Here is a 17,601-nt window from a genome sequence, read left to right on the forward strand (position 1 = left end):
GAAGCCCCTGTGATCAAATACCGCTCGACAGACGCGATGATCCCGCTGTCCGGCGCTGAATTGGCATTGTTGATGTATCCAGTTGGTCGGCGGGCGTATACCGGTGCAGGCCTCATTGCAGGGGTTAGCATGGATGTGTTGGTTTCGGCGTAACGGTTGGAAGCGCCGCAGCTTCAGGTCAAAGGCAGCCCGATCATGGCCACTTTACTCAAACCTTCTTCGCCGGCAGCCGACAACCTGACCGCACTGTTTGCGCCCGGCTCCGTCGCCGTCATCGGCGCATCAAGCGACCAGCGCCGCTTCGGCGGGCGTCCGATTCAGTATCTGCTCGAAGCGGGCTTCGAAGGGCCGGTCTATCCGGTCAACCCGGGCCGTCCGGAGATTCAGGGGCTGACCGCTTATCCGTCGATTCTGGATGTGCCCGGACCCGTCGATTGCGCGATCCTCGCCATCTCCGCCGACGCGACCCAGCAGACGATCGAGGATTGCATCGCACGGGGTGTGAAGAGCGCCGTGCTGTATGGCGCCGGCTTCTCCGAAACGGGCGAGGAGGGTCGCGCGCGGCAGGACCGTATCGTGGCGACAGCGCGCGAGGCGGGCATGCGGCTGCTCGGCCCGAACTGCATGGGCCTGATGAACACCCATGCCCGCTTTTACGGCACCTTCGCCTCGGCGCTGGAGGAGGGGGTTCCCGCCCCCGGCCGGATCGCCGTCGCCAGCCAGAGCGGCGGCTATGGCGGCTATCTGATGAAGCATCTGTTCCGGCGCGGCCTCGGCATCAGCCAATGGGTAACGACCGGCAACGAAGCCGATGTCGATATCGGCGATGCATTGTGGTGGATGGCGGGCCAGGACGAAAGCGACGTGCTGCTGGCCTATATCGAAGGGCTGCGCGACGCGGACAAGCTGATCGCAGCGCTCGACCGCGCGCGCCGCGCCAACAAGCCGGTCGTGATGATGAAGGTCGGCCGCACGGCCGAGGGAAGCGCTGCGGCCGCAAGCCACACGGCATCGCTGACCGGCGAGGACAGCATCTATGACGCGGTCTTCGACCAATATGGCGTCCATCGCGCGCGCACGACCGACGAACTGCTCGACATCGCCTATGCGCTGTCCAAGGGGGTGCTACCCAAGGGGCCGCGCGTCGGCGTGATCAGCATCTCCGGCGGAGTCGGGGTGCAGATCGCCGATTTCGTCAGCGACGCGAACCTGAAGATGGGCACGGTTCCTTCGGAAACCCAGACCGCGCTGAAAGCGCTGGTGCCGCATTGCTCGCCTGCCAATCCGATCGACATGACCGGGCTGGTCACCACCAACCATGACATCATGGAAAAGACGCTGGATGCGGTGTTCGCTTCCAAGGCATTCGACGCGACGCTGATCTTTCTCGGCATTGCCGGTGCCGCGCCTTCGATGGCTCGTCCGTTGCAACAGGCGATTGCCAATGCCCATGCCCGCGCGCCCGATCAGCTCGTCTTCGTCTCGGTCACGACAGACGCTGAAATGGTTCGCGAATATGACGCGAAGGGACTGCTCGCGTTCGAGGACCCCTCGCGCGCCATCGCTGCGCTCTCGGCCTTGTCGAAGTTCCGCGATACCTTCGCGCAGCCTGCGCCCGAGCCCTTGGCGCTGCCCGCCGCGACACCGCTCGGCGTTCACGGCAAGCTGAACGAGGCGCAGGCGAAGGCGCTGCTGGAACGGGCCGGGGTGCCGTCGCCCAAGGAAGCGCTGGCGAGCGATGCGCAGGAGGCGATGCAGCTTGCCGCGAGCATCGGCTTCCCCGTCGTCGTGAAGGTGGTTTCCGCCGACATCCTGCACAAGACCGAAGTGGGGGCGTCGCGCTGGGCCTTTCTTCGGCAGAAGCGGTCCATGATGCGGTCACGCGGATGGCGGACAACATCCCGCGGCAGCTGCCGGATGCAAGGATCGACGGCTATCTGATCTCCGAAATGGTGAGCGGCGGGGTCGAGACGATCGTCGGCATCCACCGGGATGAAGCGTTCGGCCCGGTCGTGACCTTCGGCCTTGGCGGGACACTGGTCGAACTGATCAAGGACACGGTTTGCGCCCTCGCCCCGGTCAGCGAGGCGCAGGCGCTGAAGATGATCGGGAGCCTGAAGACCGCGCCGCTCCTGACCGGATGGCGCGGATCACCGCGCCACGACATCGAGGCACTGGCAAAGGCCATTTCGGGCCTGTCGATCCTCGCCGTGCAGCATCGCGACACGCTTGCGACGATCGAAGTGAACCCGCTTGTGGCCCGGCCCGGTCAAGGCGGGGTCGTCGCGCTCGACGCGGTCATCGAGACAAAGGCAGAATGATGGATTTCCAGCTTAGCGACGACCAGAAAGAACTACAGGAAACCGCAAGGAAATTTGCGCGATCCGAGCTGATGGAACTTTCGCGTGACATGGAGGAGAAGGCGATGCCGCTCCCCGACGCAATGCGCAAACGCTACGCCGAAATGGGCTTTCTGGGGATCAACCTGCCCGAACAATATGGCGGCCTGGGCCTCGGGCATCTCGAGGCACTGCTGGTGCTCGAACAGTTTGCAATGATTTCGCCGGCCGTCGCATGGCCCATCTTCGAGAGCGCCACGGGTCCCGTCCGCACCGTCGAGCATTTCGCGAGCGACAAGCTCAAGGCGCGTATCCTGCCCGAGGTCATCAAGGGCGAGAAGATCGTCGCGGTCTCGATGTCAGAACCCGCAGCAGGCACCGCGCTCACCGATCTCAAGACCGCTGCCCGCTATGACGGTGACGAGATCGTCCTCACCGGCCAGAAGCGCTGGTGCTCGGGCGGCGGCCATTCGGACTATTACATCGTCTATTGCCGCTTCGATGATGAGCCGGGCGCCAAGGGCATCGGCGCGGTGCTGGTCGAGAAGGAGCGCGAAGGGATCAGCTTCGGACGCCCGGAAAGTCTGATGGGCTTTCGCGGCATCCCCTCGGCCGACATCTATCTCGACGAAGTACGCGTGTCGAAGGACAATCTGATCGTGCCCAAGGGCGGCTTCGGCAAGCTGATGACCGCGTTCAGCCTCGAACGCTGCGGCAACGCCACCATGGGCCTCGGCATCGCCGCCGCTGCGCTGGAGGAGGCGACCGAATATTCGCAGGAACGCCATCAGTTCGGCAAGCCGATCGTCGATTTCCAGGCGATCCAGCTGAAGCTCGCCGAGATGGCGATGAAGGTCGAAGCGTCACGCCTGCTGATCTATCGCGCCGCGGTGAACGCCAGCCAGGGTCTGCCCTCGATCCTCGACAGCTCGCTCGCCAAATGCTTCTCGAACGAAATGGTCGTCGAGGTCGCGTCCAAGGGGCTGCAGATCATGGGCGGCTATGGCTACTCCAAGGAGTATCGCATGGAGCAGCGCGTGCGCGACAGCTACGCCTGGGGCATCGCGGGCGGCACAACCGACGTCCAGAAAACCAATATCGCATCGGCGTTGGTCGGCCGCCGCTTCAATCAGCGCGCCTGACCCTTCTTCCCGGCCACCCAGAGAGAATGAGGAGCGGCATGGAACTGAATCTCGAAGGCAAGCGGGCGCTGGTCACCGGAAGTTCCTCGGGAATCGGCGTCGCCATCGCCGAAATGCTCGCGGCAGAAGGGGTATCGGTTGTCGTCAACGGCCGCGATTCCGCGCGCGTCGATGCGGTCGCCAAGCGTCTCGCCGATCAGGGCTATCGGGCGGCGACCGCGTGCGGCGATCTGTCCACCACGGAGGGATGCGCCGCCGTGGCTGAAGCCGCCAACGCTGCGTTCGGAGGCATCGACATCCTCGTCAACAATGCCGGTGGCAGCGCCGTGTCGGACAGCCCCAACTGGTTCGCCTATGATACGGATCAATGGGTCGATACCTATCAGCGCAACACGCTGGCAGCGGTTCGGCTGATTCACGCCTTCGCGCCCGAGATGAAGGAGCGCGGCTGGGGCCGGATCATCAACATCAGTACCGCCGCCGCGATCACGCCGACTTCCGGGCAAGCCGATTATGGTCCTGCCAAGGCGGCGATGCTCAACATGTCGCTCGGCCTGTCCAAGGCGCTGAAACAGACCGGTGTCACCGTCAACAGCGTCTCCCCCGGCATGATCCGCACCGAAGGCCTGATCAAGGTCCTCAGAAAGATGGCGGAAAAGCGCGGCTGGGGCGACGACCTCGCCAAGGCAGAGGATTATATCGCCAAAGGCGGCGGGCAGACGGTCAATCGGATCGGCGAGGTGCGCGACATCGGTTATGCCGTCGTCATGCTCGCAAGCCCGCGGTCGGATTTCATCAACGGTATCAATTTCCATGTCGACGGGGGTCTTTCCCCGTCGCTGTCCTGAACGAGGCCCGCACCCAATGACCGGTTCGACCGCCTATCCCAATCTGTTCACGCCGCTGCGTCTGCGCGGCGTCGAACTGCCGAACCGGCTGGTGATGGCGCCGATGTCGACCGAGTTGGGCGGGCTGGAAGGCGAGGTCACGCCGGCGATGATCGCTTTCTACCGCGAGCGTGCACTGGGCGGCATGGGTCTGATCATCGTCGAATATACCTGTGTCGATCCCGATACCGGCCGCGCGCACGAATATCAGCTGACGCTGGACGACCGGAAGAATCTCGACGGCCATCGCCGTCTGGTCCGCACCATCCATGACGCGGGTGCGAAGATCTTCATGCAAATCCAGCATTGCGGCCAATATGCCAATCGCAAGGTGCTGCCCGGCGGTATGCCGGTGGGGCCAAGCGACATCTTCTCGAAGCGCGATCCCGAACAGATGACCTGCCGCGGACTGACGTCCGAAGAGATCGCAAAGCTCGTCATATCCTTTGGCAACACCGCCGCGCTGGCCGTCGAGGCCGGCTATGACGGCGTCGAGCTGCATGGCGCGCACGGCTATCTGCTGACGCAATTCATGTCGCCGCTGGGCAACAAACGGGACGACGAGTGGGGCGGCGATGCCGAACGGCGCCTTGCCTTCCCGCTGGCAGTGATCCGCTCGGTGCGTGAGAAACTGGGTGAGCTGCCGTTGGTCTATCGGCTCTCCGCCGATGAGTTCCGGCCCGGCGGACTGACGATCGATGACATGGAAGAAATCGCACCGAGGCTGGTCGAAGCGGGTGCGGATGCGCTGCATGTCTCGATGGGCTGGGGTGTCGGCCCAGCCTTCGAAAAAGTGGTAGAACCGATGTCGATGCCCGAGGGCTGGCGCATTCCCTATGCGGCGCGCATCCGGGCTGCGACGGGCGTCCCGGTGATCGCCGTCGGACAGATCCGCTGGCCCGAGACGGGAGAACAGGCGGTCGCGAGCGGCGATGCCGATCTGATCGCGCTGGGCAGGCCCATGCTGACCGATCCCGAATGGGCGAACAAGGCGAAGGCGGGCCGCCGCGACCTGATCCGTCCATGCACCTCCTGCAACTGGTGCATCAGCCCGCATCCGGGGCGCGTCCAGGTCGGCTGCGCTGAAAATCCGCGCACAGGCACCGAACTCGATCCGCCGATTCCGGTCGATATGGGCAAGGGCAAGCGCGCTGTCGTGATCGGCGCAGGTCCGGGCGGCGCGTCGGCGGCATTGCTGTTGCAGCAATCAGGGTTCGAGACACACATCTTCGAGACCCGCGCCTTCACCGGCGGCGGCATCATCGCGTCAGCCACCCCGCCGGGCAAGGACAAGCTGTTCTGGTATTCGGATTATCTGGGCAACCGACTGGCCGAAAGCGCCGTGATCCGTCATTTCGGCAAGCGTGCGGAACTGGAGGATATCCTCGCGCTGAACCCGGATGTCGCGATCCTTGCTGCGGGCACACGCCGCATCGACCTGCCCATCGAGGGCCTGGACGATCCGATCGTGATGGATGCCTATGACCTGTTGATGCGCGAGCGCGACCTCGGGCTGACCGAAGGACAGCATGCGATCGTCTATGGCGGCGGCGAGACCGGCTGCGAGACGGCGGAATTCTGCGCGCATCACGGCGTCCATGTGACGTTGGTCAGTCGCTCCCCCGCCGACAAGCTCGCCCGCTCGGCGGAGTGGGTCTATCGGATGGGCCTGCTGCGCCGCCTGCACGAAAATCCGCTCATCACGATTGTCGACAATAGTCATGTCCGCAGCGTCGGGAATCGCAAGGTGACGATCGAAACGGGCGGCGTCGCACGCGAGATCGAGGCGGATCGCCTGTTGCTCGCCCAAGGGCGCCGCTCCGCCGACGAACTGGCCGCGGCGCTGGGCGATGCCGGGATCGCCGTCAGCGTGGTCGGCGACAGCCGTCAGGTCGGGCGCATCGGTGATGCCGTGCACATGTCCTACCGCGCGGTTCAGGCACTGAGCGCGCAATATGCGAGAATGCCGAAACTGGCCTGCTGACCCGCGGATGGCGGGCAACGGCCGACAAGGACCCGCGATCATGGGCCGGCCTTCATGTCGCAGAGGATACCCGGAATGCGGCGCCCGCGATTTGCAGGAGGATGGTCAGCGAGTCCGAGGCAGCAAGCCGTTATAAGCCGCGGCCGGGCCAGGCGGCTGATCCCGCCCCACGCTCATGACTATCGTACCATCAATACGCCACCATCGACCGAGAACATCTGTCCGGTCATGAACCCCGCGCCGTCGCCGGCCAGGAATACCGCCACGGGCGCGAAATCGCGTTCGGCATCGCCGAACCTCCCGCCCAGCGGGATCGACGTCGCCAGCGAGGCGTCATGCGCGGCAAGCTGCTCGGGGGTCATCGCCGCGCGCGTCGCCAGATACATGTCGGTGCTGATCACCGGGCAGATCATATTGACCGTGATGTCATGCTTCGCCCAGGCGGTGGCGATCGATCGGCTCCATGCCATCACCGCCCCCTTCGACGCGGCATAGTCGGCCTTGATCGCCGACCCTGTCGCACCGGTAGAGGACGCGAAGTTGATAATCCGTCCGCCGCCATTGGCCTTGAGATAGGGCAGCGCGGCCTGGTTGGTCAGCATTGTCCCGCCGACATTGACGCGAAGCACGTCCATCAACTGCTCGTGGCGGATATCTTCCGCGGGCGTGGTCGGGCAGATCGCGGCCGCGTGGATCAGGCCATCAAGCCCGCCAAGCCAGTCCACGGCCTGCGCAAATGCCGGCAACACCTGATCTTGCTCGGCGACGTCTACCTTCAGGAAGTGCACCGATCCGGCCTCCCCGGTGAGGCGCTCGGCCAATGCCTCATAACCGCGGCTGCGATAGAAACCGATGACTTTCGCCCCTTCGCGAACGAACGCGGCGGTGCTCGCCGCGCCCATGCCCGTCGCCGCGCCGGTGACGATGAACCGTTTGCCTGCAAGCTTCATGGCGTCCTCTCCGGCCAGTAGGCGAAACAACTCCGCAGCGCGGCGATCAGCGCCAGCGGTTGGTCCGCCATGATATGATGTCCTGCATCCGGGATGCCGATGAAGGGCGTTCCTGCGGGGTAGATGCCGCGCATATAGGTGGCGATTTCGTCGCGGATCAGTTCGGACCGTTCGCCGACGATCAGCGCCAGCGGACATTTCGCCCTGCGCGGCAAGTCGGCGAGATTCTCCCCGCTGCGGCTTTCAAGATCGCGCCAGATTTCGGGATCGAAGCGCCATGTCCAGCCGCCCTCCGCTTCGTGCAGGCCGCGCCGCGCGATGTGATCCACCGCATAATGCTGGTCGCCGATGGTTGGCGGCATGAAGCGGAATCGGCCAAGCGCCTCCTGTTCGCTCGCATAGACCTTGTGCGGACGGGGCTTCGGGCGCGGCACCTCCGCCATCAGATCCTGAGGGATGATCGCGCTGTCGAGCGAGACAATGCCGCGGATGCGGGGCTCGCGCGCGCTGGCAATGAGCGCTGGGTACCCGCCCAGCGAATGCGCGACGACCATGGTGCCGGTGCCATTGTCGAGCGCAGCGGCGTCGATCGCAGCGATCGCCTCCCTGGCCCATGCGTCGAATGTGTAGTCAGGACGGCGCCCCGAACTGCCCATCCCGCTCCAGGAGATCGCCGCGCATCGCCATTCGTCGGCAAAGAAGGGCGCGGTATAGGACCACCAGTCCGCATGGGCGCTATCGCCATGGAGGAACAGCAGGCCGGGCTTGCCGACCTCACCCCATGTCAACAGCTCGACGGGAACGCCGTCGCATTCGAAGATCGATCGCGCGGGTAGCTGGTCTATTGCCCATCGATACCATGCAGGCGCAGGCGGCGGCGCACCGGCATAGGGGGCAAGCACTCCGGCTGGCTTCATCTGGTCCATGCCCTACCTCTTCCCGCCTGCGCGCAACGCCGCAATGTCCGGCGCATTTGATCAAGGATGTGCGGGAATAGACGGCTCGTTTGCGCTAACCCGGATCGCCAGAGAGGAGCATGCAATGGCGAAGGAAATGAAGATCGAGGGTCGCGCCGCGCTGATCATCAACGAATGCCAGCTTGGTGTCGTCGATGCGGCCTATGCCGGCTTCAAGGGGCTGGCCCACCAAGTCGCCGAGCGCGGGATTCTCGATCGTATCGCGACGCTGGCCGATGCATTCCGCGCGAGGACGCTGCCGGTATTTCATGCCCCCGTCGTCCATCGCGACGATCTCGCCGACATCAAGCCCAATTCGCTGATCAACGCGCTGACGCTGAAGGGCGGCAAGCTGAAGAAAGGGAGCGTCGAGGCGGAATTCGTGCCGCAGTTGAAACCGCATCCCCAGGACTTCGTGCTTGACCGGCCCGCCGGCCTGATCGCGTTCAACGGGACCAATCTGGATGCGACGCTGCGGCGCATGGACATCCAGACGGTGGTGCTGACCGGCGTCTCGACCAATATCGCCATGCCCGGCAACACCATGACCGCCGTCGATCTGGGCTATTATGTCGTGATCCCGGAAGATTGCACCGCAGGCGCCGACCCCGAGACGCATCGCGTGATCGTCACCGAACAGTTGCGCATGCTCGCGCGCATCACGACGGCGGAAGAGGTGATCGCGGCGCTCGACCGAGCCTCCTAGCCGCCGATCACCTTGTTCACCGCGGTTACCGTGAACTGAAGCTCGCCACCGGCAAAGGCCTGCGCATCGACGAACACCAGGCTCCGGGTCCGGCGCGAAGCTTTTGCCCGCACTTCCAGCAACTGACCAAGCTTGGGCGCGCGAAGGAATTGGATGGTGAGGGAGATCGTTACCACGGGCGGCCCAGCCGGATCCCAGGCAGCGCCGGCGGTTCCGACTTCCGCGAGGAAGGCGATCAGGCCGCCATGCGCCATGCCCCAGCTGTTGACATGATGGTCCTCGACATAGAGCGCGACCCACTTCTCCGGCTCGCCACCGGGCACTTCAACGGTCTTGTGGAAGATGCGCCCGACATGATTCGGGAATGCGCTTGGCGACTCGGCATAGCTATACCCGTCGGGAATCAAGTCGGTCATGCGTGAGTCTCCGTCAGCCAGACCTTGTCGGCCCATTTGATCACATCGGCGGCGAAGGCCTGCGGTGCCTCCATCGCGGCGAAATGCCCGCCCATGTCCGGTTCGGTCCAGTGGACGAGATTGAAGCACAGCTCGACCCGGCTCCTGGGCGGTGGCGGCATGAGCGCGTCGCGGGGGAAGGCAGCAAAGCCCGTCGGCACTTCGCAACGCTGCCCGGCAGCCACGTTGATCCCGCCCTCGCGGATCAGTCCGTGATAGAACCAAAGCGACGAGGCGAAACTGTCGGTCATCATGTAGAGCATGACGTTGGTGATCAGATGGTCGAGACCGAATAGGGTCTCGAGATCGCCCTGGGACAGATCGGCCCAGTCGTGAAACCGCTCGAGTATCCACGCTGCTTGCCCCAGCGGATTGCCTGCCCCGAGCCAGCCGAGCGAGAGGGGCTTCACCATCTGCAACGCCGAATAGCCGCCGAGCATCTGCTGCGCGCCGCCGGATTTCGCCATCCAGGCAGCCTCCGCCTCATTCTGCGGCGGTTCGGTGCTGCGCAGGCCCAGCATGTTGAGATGGATGCCGCGCACGCCTTCGGGATGGTTGAGGCCAATCTGCGACGTCACCGTCGCCCCCCAATCGCCTCCCTGCGCAAGATAGTGCGGATAGCCCAGAACATCGCGCATCAACCCGTCCCACAGCGCTGCCGTTCGCTTCGGCCCGATCGGCTGATCGGGTTTGCCGCTGAATGCATAGCCAGGAAGGCTTGGGATCACGAGATCGAACCCCGCCGCCGACAATGGCTCGATCACCGACCAGAATTCGTAATGCGAACCGGGCCAGCCATGGGTCAGCAACAAGGGCCGCGCATCCGCGACCGCGCTTTCGATATGGACAAAATGGATCGTCTGGCCGTCGATCTCCGCGATGAACTGCGGATAACGGTTGAGATCGCGCATCGCGGCACGCCAGTCATAGCCGTTCAGCCACCGGTCGCGGAACCGCTCCAGAAAATCCCGATCGCAACCCAGCGCCCAGCCGGAACCTTGCGGCGCCGGCGGGAGCGGACAGGCCGCCAGCCGAGCCTTCAGCGCCTCGACCTCGCGCTCGCTCCACTCAACTGCAAATGCCTTGACCATCGGTCCCTCCTTGGCCGCGGACCATCACCGCTCGGGCCGGACGAGGCAATCCCGCACCCAGCACCTATGCGATGCTTTGCACTTCAACGCTGGCCGCAACCGCCGCGGCCGGTCAGGGTGAGGGCATGGAATGCGAGACGAACAGGGTCCGGCTGCGAACAGGCGAGGTCGTCGATCGCCATGTCCACCTCGAGCGCGCCGGTAATGTGCGCGACATGGGCGGCTATGCGACACGCTTCGGCCGCACGGTCCGGTGGGGCCAGCTCTATCGTGCGGGCGAACTGGCGAAGATCACCGATGCCGATATTGCCACGCTGGAGGCGCTGGATCTTCGCCTGATCTATGATCTGCGAACGAGCATCGAGCGCGAACGCCGTCCGGCACGCAGCTGGGGATCGCAGATCCGTCGTCTCGCGCGCGATTATCGCCACAGCGGCGCAGATCTTCCCGCCCTCGCAGCCGCCGCGACCCCGACCGCCGCAGACATGCGCGATGGCATGCTGGCGCTTTACCGCGCCCTCCCCTTCGATCAGGCCGATGCGTTCAAGCCGATATTTCAGGCCGCGGCAGCAGGTGAGCTTCCCCTGCTGTTCAACTGTGCCGGAGGCAAGGACCGCACCGGCGCGCTGGCTGCGCTCATGCTGGATCTGCTGGGCGTCGCCCGCCCGGACATCATGGCGGACTATCTGCTGAGCAATGTCTATCTCGATGCGGCCCGCCGCCGCTTCCACAACCATATCGCGCGGCACGACGTCGATCCTGCGGTGTGGGAGCCGATGCTGATCGTCGATGCCGCCTATCTCGACGCGATGTTTGCCGCGATCGACGAGGCCCATGGCAATATCGCCGGCTATTTCGGGTGGCTTGGTCTTGGCGATGCCGAAATCAACGCGATCCGCACCCATTTGCTGGAGCCTGAATGATGGAAGAACCCGTCGTCCTCGTCGAACATCGCGGGCCGATCGCGATCGTCACGCTCAATCGGCCTGACGCGTTGAACGCGATGTCGCGCGCCCTGTCCTCGCAGCTTGCAGCTGCCTTTGCCGGCCTTTCCGACGCGACACGGGTCGCGATCCTGACCGGCAAGGGACGTGCCTTTTGCGCGGGAATGGACCTCAAGGAATTGTCGAGCGGCGAGTCGGGGCTGCAAGCGCCGGACGAGGACCAGGGTGCGGGCCATCGCCGTTTCGGCATGGCGGCATTCCATGGCCCGGTGATCGGCGCGATCAATGGCTTTGCGATTACGGGCGGGCTTGAGCTCGCTATGTGCTGCGACATCCGCATCGCGGCGCGCGGCGCCAAATTCGCGGATACCCATGCGCGCGTGGGCGTCATTCCGGGGGGTAGAATGAGCGCATTGCTCTCCCGCCTTGTGGGCATCGGGCGCGCCAAGGAAATGTCGCTCGGCGGCAATGCCATCGATGCCGAAACGGCGGAGCGTTGGGGGCTGGTCAACCGCGTCGTCGAACCGGCGGAATTGATGCAAGCCGCGCTCAAGCTGGCCGACGATATCGCAGCGAACGACCCATCCGTCATCCGCCGCTACAACGCGCTGATCGACGAGAATTTCGGTCTCACCTATGCCGGCGCGATCGACAATGAGCATCACAGATCGCGCGATGCCAACCAGTCGTTCCGCAAGGAATCGCTCGACCGCGAGGCGATCGCCACAAAGGCCCGCAACGCCTAGAGCGAGCGGCCTCCATCGATATCGATGACTTGCCCGCTCACATAGGCCCCGGCCGGCGAACACAGGAACAGCGCCAGCCCGGCCATATCCCGCGCGGTGCCGAGGCGTCCGGCAGGTGTCCGCGAAATCCAGTCCTCCGCCGCCTGATCGCCGAGCGGCGCATTCATCCGGGACGGAAACCAGCCAGGCGCGATAGCGTTGACGGTGATCCGTTGCCTGCCGAGCTGACGTGCCATCACGCGTGTCATCTGTTCGACCGCGGCCTTGGACGGGCCGTAGGCAACCGACCCGCCATCCTCGCCGATCATCCGCGCGCCCACCGAGGTGATATTGATGACGCGCGAGAAGTCCTTGGTACTCGCTCCAGCCTCGAGCAGCGGCAACAGCGCCTGTGTCAGCAGGAACGGCGTGCGGACGTTGAGCGCAAACACCTTGTCGAATCCCTCCAGCGGAAATGCCGGGAAGGGCGCACCCCAGGTCGTGCCCGCATTGTTGACGAGGATGTCGATGGCGGCCTCGCGCGCGGCGATCTCGCCTGCGAGCCGGGCGATCGCATCGGGGCACGACAGATCGGCGACAATGAAATCGCAGCCGATCTCGCCCGCTACCGCCTCGAGCGCGGCCCGCTTGCGGCCGACGATACAGGTCCGCGCGCCATTGGCGGCGAGCGCGGACGCGATCATCCGTCCCACCCCGCTCGACCCGCCGGTCACGATCGCGGTCTTGCCCGCGACCGTGAACAGCGACCCGATCGAGAGATCCATCAGGCCGATACCGGCTTCAGGTTATATTTCTCGACCGGCAGGTTCTTCTCGATGTCCGCACGGCCATCGTCGAAGGTCAGGCCAAGCTCATCGAGGATCGGCTTGAGCTGCTTTTCCGCCCAGGCCTTTTTGAGGAACGTCGTCTCGCTCGGCAAGTTGCTGCCTTCGCGCGGCTTGTAGTCGCGCAGCACCTGCTTGGCGACGGCGCCGAGATGGAGTTCGGTCACACCGTCCGCCGCTCCCTCGTGCAGCGCTACCGCGAGATACTCGCCGAAATGCATGATGTTCGACAGGCCGTGCGAGCCATGCAGATGCACCGCGCGGATCGTCACGTCTTGGGCGATCTTCGCCATCGCGGCCTTGATCGCACTGATCATCTTGCGGCCCTCGCGGCCATGTTCCTGCTGCTGGTCGAACATCCAGGCGGTGTAGAGGACAAGCAGTCGGAACTGCATATATTCGATATAGCTTTGGGCGATCATCGCCTGCACGGCCTGCTTGTTGCCGATCGGTTCCCCGCCCGACATGCGGCTGACCGCGCGCTCGGCCATCATGTCGATCAAATGCTTGACCAGCCCGATCGTGCGCTGGGCGTGATGCAGGCGTCCCCCGCCCAGCCGCGATTGCGCGACCTTGAACCCTTCGCCCACCGGTCCCAGCCGGGCGCTGTCCGGCACGCGTACCCCGTTGAAGCGGATCCAGGGGTGGCCGCCCGAATTGGGACTGTCCGTCCAGAAGCCGATGTTGCGGACGATCTCGAAGCCCGGCGCATCGGTGGGTACGATGAACATCGTCGCACGGCTATGCGGCGGCGCCGTCGGATCGGTGGCGGCCATCACGATCATGAAGCTGGCATGGTTGGCATTGGATGCGAACCATTTGTCCCCGGTGATCACCCAGTCGTCGCCATCGCGGACCGCGACGCAGCGCAAATTGGTCGGGTCCGACCCGCCCTGGGGCTCGGTCATCGCAAAGGTCGAAAAAATGTCTCCGTCGAGCAGCGGCTGCAGATACTGCGCCTTCTGCTCCTCGGTGCCGAACATCGCGAGGATCTCGCTGTTGCCGGTGTCCGGCCCCTGGCACCCGAACACCACCGGGCCGAAGGCGGAGGTGCCGAACATCTCGTTCATATAGGTGAGCTTGACCGCGCCGCAGCCGCTTCCGCCCAGATGTTCGGGCAGATGGGCAGCCCACATGCCATTGTCCTTCACCTCCTGCTGGAGGCGCTTGATGACCTTGCGAAGCGGCTTGTTCTCGATGTCGTAGGCGGCATCCTTGTCGTAATCATAGATGAATTCGAGCGGCCGGACCTTGTTCTCGACAAAGTCCTTCATCCAGTCGAGCTTCTTCTGAAACTCGGCGTCGACGGTGAAATCCATGGCTAGTCTCCTGGAGATAAGGTGTCAGCCCCTGGCGCGGGCGATGCTTTCGGCTTCGGACAACAAGCCGCGGACAAGTCCGTCGAAACGCCGCCCCTTTTCGGGCGGCGCGAGGCCGATCGCTGCCTCGGCGACTTTGTATTCGATGATGCAGGCCATCCGGTATTTGGCGAGGATCTGGTAATAGTCGATGGCGGACACGTCGCGCCCGGTGCGCTCCGCGAAATAATCGACTGCATCCTCGAACCAGGGGAAACGGACGGGATCGAGATAGGGACTCGCCGGCTGCGGTCCGTTGCCACGGCGCAATTGTCCGCAATAAGCGGCAAGATCCATCATCGGATCGCCGATGGTCGAGGTTTCCCAGTCGATGATCGCCGCGAGCCGCGCAGGCGGGCGATTGGCGAACAGCACATTGTTCATCGCATAGTCGCCATGCATCAGTCCGGGCCGGCCGGTCGTCGGCACATTCGCGCTCAGCCAGTCGGCGACATAGTCGAGGCCCGGCAGCTGGCGGCTCTCGAAGCCCGGATAACGGTCGGGATAGCTCGCGAGCTGGCTGCGCCACCGCTCCACCTGGCGTTCCAGGAACTTGTCGGGTTTGCCATAGCCCTCCAGTCCGGCCGCGACATAGTCGAGGTTGGCCATCTCGACGATGCCGTCAATCATGGCATGCGCGAGATAATGCAGATCGGGTCCGGTAAAGGCGGCATTGAAACGCATCTGGTTATCGACCGGGCTGAGATCGGCGGCCCAACCATCAACCAGATCCATGATGTAGAATGGACCGCCTGCGATCGAGGCGTCCCCGCAATAGCCGTGGAAGCGGGGGTGCGGGACCCGCGATCCGCCCAGCGCCTTCAGCACGGTCGCTTCGCGCTGGATCGCCTTCGCGCTGGCGGGGGGCGCCTGCTCGGGCGCTTTGCGCAGCACGACGGCGATATCGCCGCGGCTCAGCCGGACAACGATGTTGCTGGTGCCGCCGGTCACGAAACTCGCTGTCAGCACGCCATCGCCCAGCGCGGGAACATTGGCCGTCAGCCACGCGTCGAGCGCTTCGAATTGCGCGGGCGTGAATAGATCGCTCATCCGATTCCTCTCCGTTCGCACCTCGCTAGACATCTGACTAGACAAGTGTCCAGCAAGTCTTGTGTTCCATCGCATCCATGATGCGATGTGCTTGCGGGTTGCGCCGGACGGTTCCGAAGCCTTGGGTCGAGATCGCAGCGACAGGAGAGGACAGTGCAGCTCCAAGGGAAGGTCGCGGTCGTGACCGCAGGCGCGAACGGAATCGGAGAGGGCGCAGCGCTCGCTTTGGCGGGCATGGGCGCCGACATCGTGCTCGGCGATATCGATGCCGATAACGGCGCGCGCGTCGCGGCAGCGGTCGAAGCGATCGGCGGCCGCGCAGCCTTCCGGCCTGCCGACATGATGCAGGCCGATCAGGCGCGCGCGCTGGTGGATTTCGCAGCGGCCGAGTTCGGGCGGATCGACATTCTGGTCAATAACGCAGGCGGCGTGCGCCCGCGCGCCTTTCTCGATCAGAATGAGGGCAATTGGCAGCGGGTCACCGATCTCAACTTCACCTCCATGCTGGCCGCGACTCAGTCAGCGGCGCGGGTGATGGCGAACGGGGGCGCGATCGTGAATGTCGCCAGCACCGAAGCGTTGCGGGCGGCGCCAGGGTTCAGCGTCTATGCTGCCTGCAAGGCGGCGATGGTCGAGTTCACCAAGACGATGGCGCTGGAGCTTGCCCCACGGGCGATTCGGGTGAACTGCATCGCGCCGGACCTGATCGACACGCCCGGCCTGCGCCCGCACATGCCGACCGAGCCAGCCAGGATCGCGGCGCGCGACCGTCATGTGCCGCTGGGTCGAATGGCGACGATCCATGAAGCAGGATCGGTCATCGCCTTCCTTGCTTCCCCGGCGGCGTCCTGGGTGACCGGGGCCACCATCCCGGTGGACGGTGGCATCACGGCGGCCGGCGGATGGCATCGCTCCGAGACCGGCAACTGGCAGCTTACGTCATGACCGAGTCCGAGCAGGCACAGGCGCGCGCCGAGATCCGGCATCTTCAAAGCGTTTACAACAGCGCTGGCGATCGCGGGAAAATCGACGAGGTGGTGGCGGTGTTTGCCGAGGATGGAGTGTTGGAGATTCCCAATGCGATCCATCGCGGACAACAGGCGATCACGCGATTCCTGTCCGGCGTCGCCGCGACCGGATCGGACGGGATCGATCTGCGCGGATCGCGCCATCATCTGACGACGAGCCGGATCGAGTTCACCGACGCGGGCAACGCACAGGGCTGGACCTATTTCTTCGTGATGCGCGCCGGCCAGGTGATCCAGGAAGGAAGCTATGTCGATCGCTTTGTCCGGGGGCCGACCGGCTGGCAGATCGCGCATCGCCGCGTCAAGCTGCTCTGGACACTGGGAGATTAAATATGGATCTCGGCTTGGGTGACGCCTGTGTCTGCGTTTCCGGCGGCAGCGCAGGCATGGGCCGGGCGGCGGCGGAAGCCTTCGCGCGCGAGGGCGCGAAAATTGCCGTGATCGGGCGCGACGCCGGCCGCCTCGGCGAAACCGCCAGCGCGCTGCGCAAGCTGGGCAGTCCCGACGTGCTGACCGCGGTTGCCGATATCGGCGACACCGCATCGGTCGCTGCCGCATTTGCGGCCATCGCGGCACGTTGGCCGCATCTCAACGCGCTGGTCAACGCCGCCGGACCGCAGACCTGCGGCCAGCCATGGAACGAAATCGATGACGCCCGGTGGATCGACTCGTTCAGCATCGGCGCGCTCGGCGCGATGCGGTGCGTTCGCGCCGCCCTGCCCTTGCTGCGCGCGGCGCCCTGGGCGCGGGTGGTCAACCTGTCCGCGATGTCGACCCAGCATCATTCGCGCGGGCTGGCGGACTATACCGCCGCCAAGGCCGCGCTGGTTTCGATCAGCAAGAACATGGCACTCGAGCTGGCTGGCGAGGGGATCCTGGTCAACATCGTCTCGCCCGGCCCGGTCATGTCGGCCAATCTGCGTGCCTATGTCAGTTCGGGGTCGGAGGGTCGTGTCGATCCCGACGACCTCGCCGCATCGGGCCAATGGCTCAAGTCGCGGTTCGGCAGCAGCACCGATCTCGGCCGCGTGGCACATCCCGAGGAGATCGCGCCCGCCATCCTGCTCGCCGCCTCGCGTATCTCCACCTTCATGACCGGCGCCAACACCAATGTCGATGGCGGCTCCCATTTCCAGTGAGG

The 17,601-nt window shown here is 64.7% G+C and carries 17 protein-coding genes and 1 pseudogene; 11 read left to right on the forward strand and 7 right to left on the reverse strand.

Going from position 1 to position 17,601, the window contains the following annotated elements:
• Window positions 1–9: 9 nt before the first annotated feature.
• The 5 genes and pseudogenes from LRS08_RS06455 to LRS08_RS06475 all read left to right on the forward strand — a co-directional run bounded on the left by LRS08_RS06455 (window position 10) and on the right by LRS08_RS06475 (window position 6,352).
• Window positions 10–153 carry a hypothetical protein gene (locus LRS08_RS06455; RefSeq protein WP_257844444.1) on the forward strand — a complete coding sequence of 48 codons (144 nt, stop codon included), beginning with the start codon at window positions 10–12 and terminating at the stop codon, window positions 151–153.
• Window positions 154–195: 42 nt separating this feature from the next.
• A pseudogene (locus LRS08_RS06460) lies at window positions 196–2,321 on the forward strand (acetate--CoA ligase family protein).
• Entirely contained in the window at window positions 2,321–3,481 is a 1,161-nt protein-coding gene (locus tag LRS08_RS06465; protein WP_257844442.1) for an acyl-CoA dehydrogenase family protein, read from the forward strand. Before LRS08_RS06460 ends, LRS08_RS06465 begins: the two are co-directional and overlap by 1 nt.
• Before the next feature lie 38 nt (window positions 3,482–3,519).
• Window positions 3,520–4,329, forward strand: coding sequence for an SDR family NAD(P)-dependent oxidoreductase (locus LRS08_RS06470; RefSeq protein WP_075150279.1), 810 nt, complete (start codon window positions 3,520–3,522; stop codon window positions 4,327–4,329).
• A gap of 16 nt (window positions 4,330–4,345) precedes the next feature.
• Entirely contained in the window at window positions 4,346–6,352 is a 2,007-nt protein-coding gene (locus LRS08_RS06475; RefSeq protein ID WP_066580741.1) for an FAD-dependent oxidoreductase, read from the forward strand.
• A gap of 179 nt (window positions 6,353–6,531) precedes the next feature.
• Here LRS08_RS06475 and LRS08_RS06480 read toward each other — a convergent pair whose 3' ends face one another.
• Window positions 6,532–7,302, reverse strand: a complete 771-nt coding sequence (locus tag LRS08_RS06480; RefSeq protein WP_257844441.1) for an SDR family NAD(P)-dependent oxidoreductase — start codon at window positions 7,300–7,302, stop codon at window positions 6,532–6,534.
• Entirely contained in the window at window positions 7,299–8,228 is a 930-nt protein-coding gene (locus tag LRS08_RS06485; protein ID WP_257844440.1) for an alpha/beta fold hydrolase, read from the reverse strand. Before LRS08_RS06485 ends, LRS08_RS06480 begins: the two co-directional genes overlap by 4 nt.
• A gap of 115 nt (window positions 8,229–8,343) precedes the next feature.
• Between LRS08_RS06485 and LRS08_RS06490 the strand changes: the two genes are divergently transcribed.
• Entirely contained in the window at window positions 8,344–8,964 is a 621-nt protein-coding gene (locus LRS08_RS06490) for a cysteine hydrolase family protein (RefSeq protein ID WP_257844439.1), read from the forward strand.
• On the opposite strand, the gene LRS08_RS06495 is transcribed toward LRS08_RS06490, so the two are convergent.
• Window positions 8,961–9,380, reverse strand: a complete 420-nt coding sequence (locus LRS08_RS06495) for a PaaI family thioesterase (protein ID WP_066580735.1) — start codon at window positions 9,378–9,380, stop codon at window positions 8,961–8,963. The two genes, LRS08_RS06490 and LRS08_RS06495, sit on opposite strands and share 4 nt — an antisense overlap.
• A complete protein-coding gene (locus tag LRS08_RS06500) occupies window positions 9,377–10,510 on the reverse strand; it encodes an epoxide hydrolase family protein (protein WP_257844438.1) in 1,134 nt (377 codons plus the stop codon). Before LRS08_RS06500 ends, LRS08_RS06495 begins: the two co-directional genes overlap by 4 nt.
• A gap of 125 nt (window positions 10,511–10,635) precedes the next feature.
• Between LRS08_RS06500 and LRS08_RS06505 the strand changes: the two genes are divergently transcribed.
• Together LRS08_RS06505 and LRS08_RS06510 are read left to right on the forward strand one after the other, a co-directional pair.
• A complete protein-coding gene (locus LRS08_RS06505; RefSeq protein WP_257844437.1) occupies window positions 10,636–11,433 on the forward strand; it encodes a tyrosine-protein phosphatase in 798 nt (265 codons plus the stop codon).
• Window positions 11,430–12,200 (forward strand): enoyl-CoA hydratase, encoded by a 771-nt coding sequence (locus LRS08_RS06510; RefSeq protein WP_260481467.1) that lies wholly within the window; start codon window positions 11,430–11,432, stop codon window positions 12,198–12,200. The genes LRS08_RS06505 and LRS08_RS06510 overlap by 4 nt, the downstream gene beginning before the upstream one ends.
• On the opposite strand, the gene LRS08_RS06515 is transcribed toward LRS08_RS06510, so the two are convergent.
• The 3 genes from LRS08_RS06515 to LRS08_RS06525 are packed head-to-tail and all read right to left on the reverse strand — an operon-like array spanning window position 12,197 to window position 15,432.
• Window positions 12,197–12,964: an SDR family oxidoreductase gene (locus tag LRS08_RS06515; protein WP_257844434.1), complete on the reverse strand. Its 768-nt coding sequence runs from the start codon at window positions 12,962–12,964 to the stop codon at window positions 12,197–12,199. The two genes, LRS08_RS06510 and LRS08_RS06515, sit on opposite strands and share 4 nt — an antisense overlap.
• Window positions 12,964–14,343 carry an acyl-CoA dehydrogenase family protein gene (locus LRS08_RS06520; protein WP_257844433.1) on the reverse strand — a complete coding sequence of 460 codons (1,380 nt, stop codon included), beginning with the start codon at window positions 14,341–14,343 and terminating at the stop codon, window positions 12,964–12,966. Before LRS08_RS06520 ends, LRS08_RS06515 begins: the two co-directional genes overlap by 1 nt.
• Before the next feature lie 24 nt (window positions 14,344–14,367).
• Entirely contained in the window at window positions 14,368–15,432 is a 1,065-nt protein-coding gene (locus LRS08_RS06525; protein WP_257844432.1) for a phosphotransferase family protein, read from the reverse strand.
• Window positions 15,433–15,585: 153 nt separating this feature from the next.
• On the opposite strand from LRS08_RS06525, the gene LRS08_RS06530 reads away from it, so the two are divergent.
• Genes LRS08_RS06530 through LRS08_RS06540 form a run of 3 tightly spaced genes read left to right on the forward strand, consistent with a single transcriptional unit; the run spans window position 15,586 to window position 17,599 of the window.
• Entirely contained in the window at window positions 15,586–16,377 is a 792-nt protein-coding gene (locus tag LRS08_RS06530; protein WP_257844431.1) for an SDR family NAD(P)-dependent oxidoreductase, read from the forward strand.
• Window positions 16,374–16,790 (forward strand): nuclear transport factor 2 family protein, encoded by a 417-nt coding sequence (locus LRS08_RS06535; RefSeq protein ID WP_257844430.1) that lies wholly within the window; start codon window positions 16,374–16,376, stop codon window positions 16,788–16,790. The genes LRS08_RS06530 and LRS08_RS06535 overlap by 4 nt, the downstream gene beginning before the upstream one ends.
• A gap of 2 nt (window positions 16,791–16,792) precedes the next feature.
• Window positions 16,793–17,599, forward strand: a complete 807-nt coding sequence (locus tag LRS08_RS06540) for an SDR family NAD(P)-dependent oxidoreductase (protein WP_257844429.1) — start codon at window positions 16,793–16,795, stop codon at window positions 17,597–17,599.
• Window positions 17,600–17,601 lie beyond the last annotated feature (2 nt).

The organism is Sphingomonas sp. J315 (assembly GCF_024666595.1).
In the GTDB taxonomy this organism is placed as follows: domain Bacteria; phylum Pseudomonadota; class Alphaproteobacteria; order Sphingomonadales; family Sphingomonadaceae; genus Sphingomonas.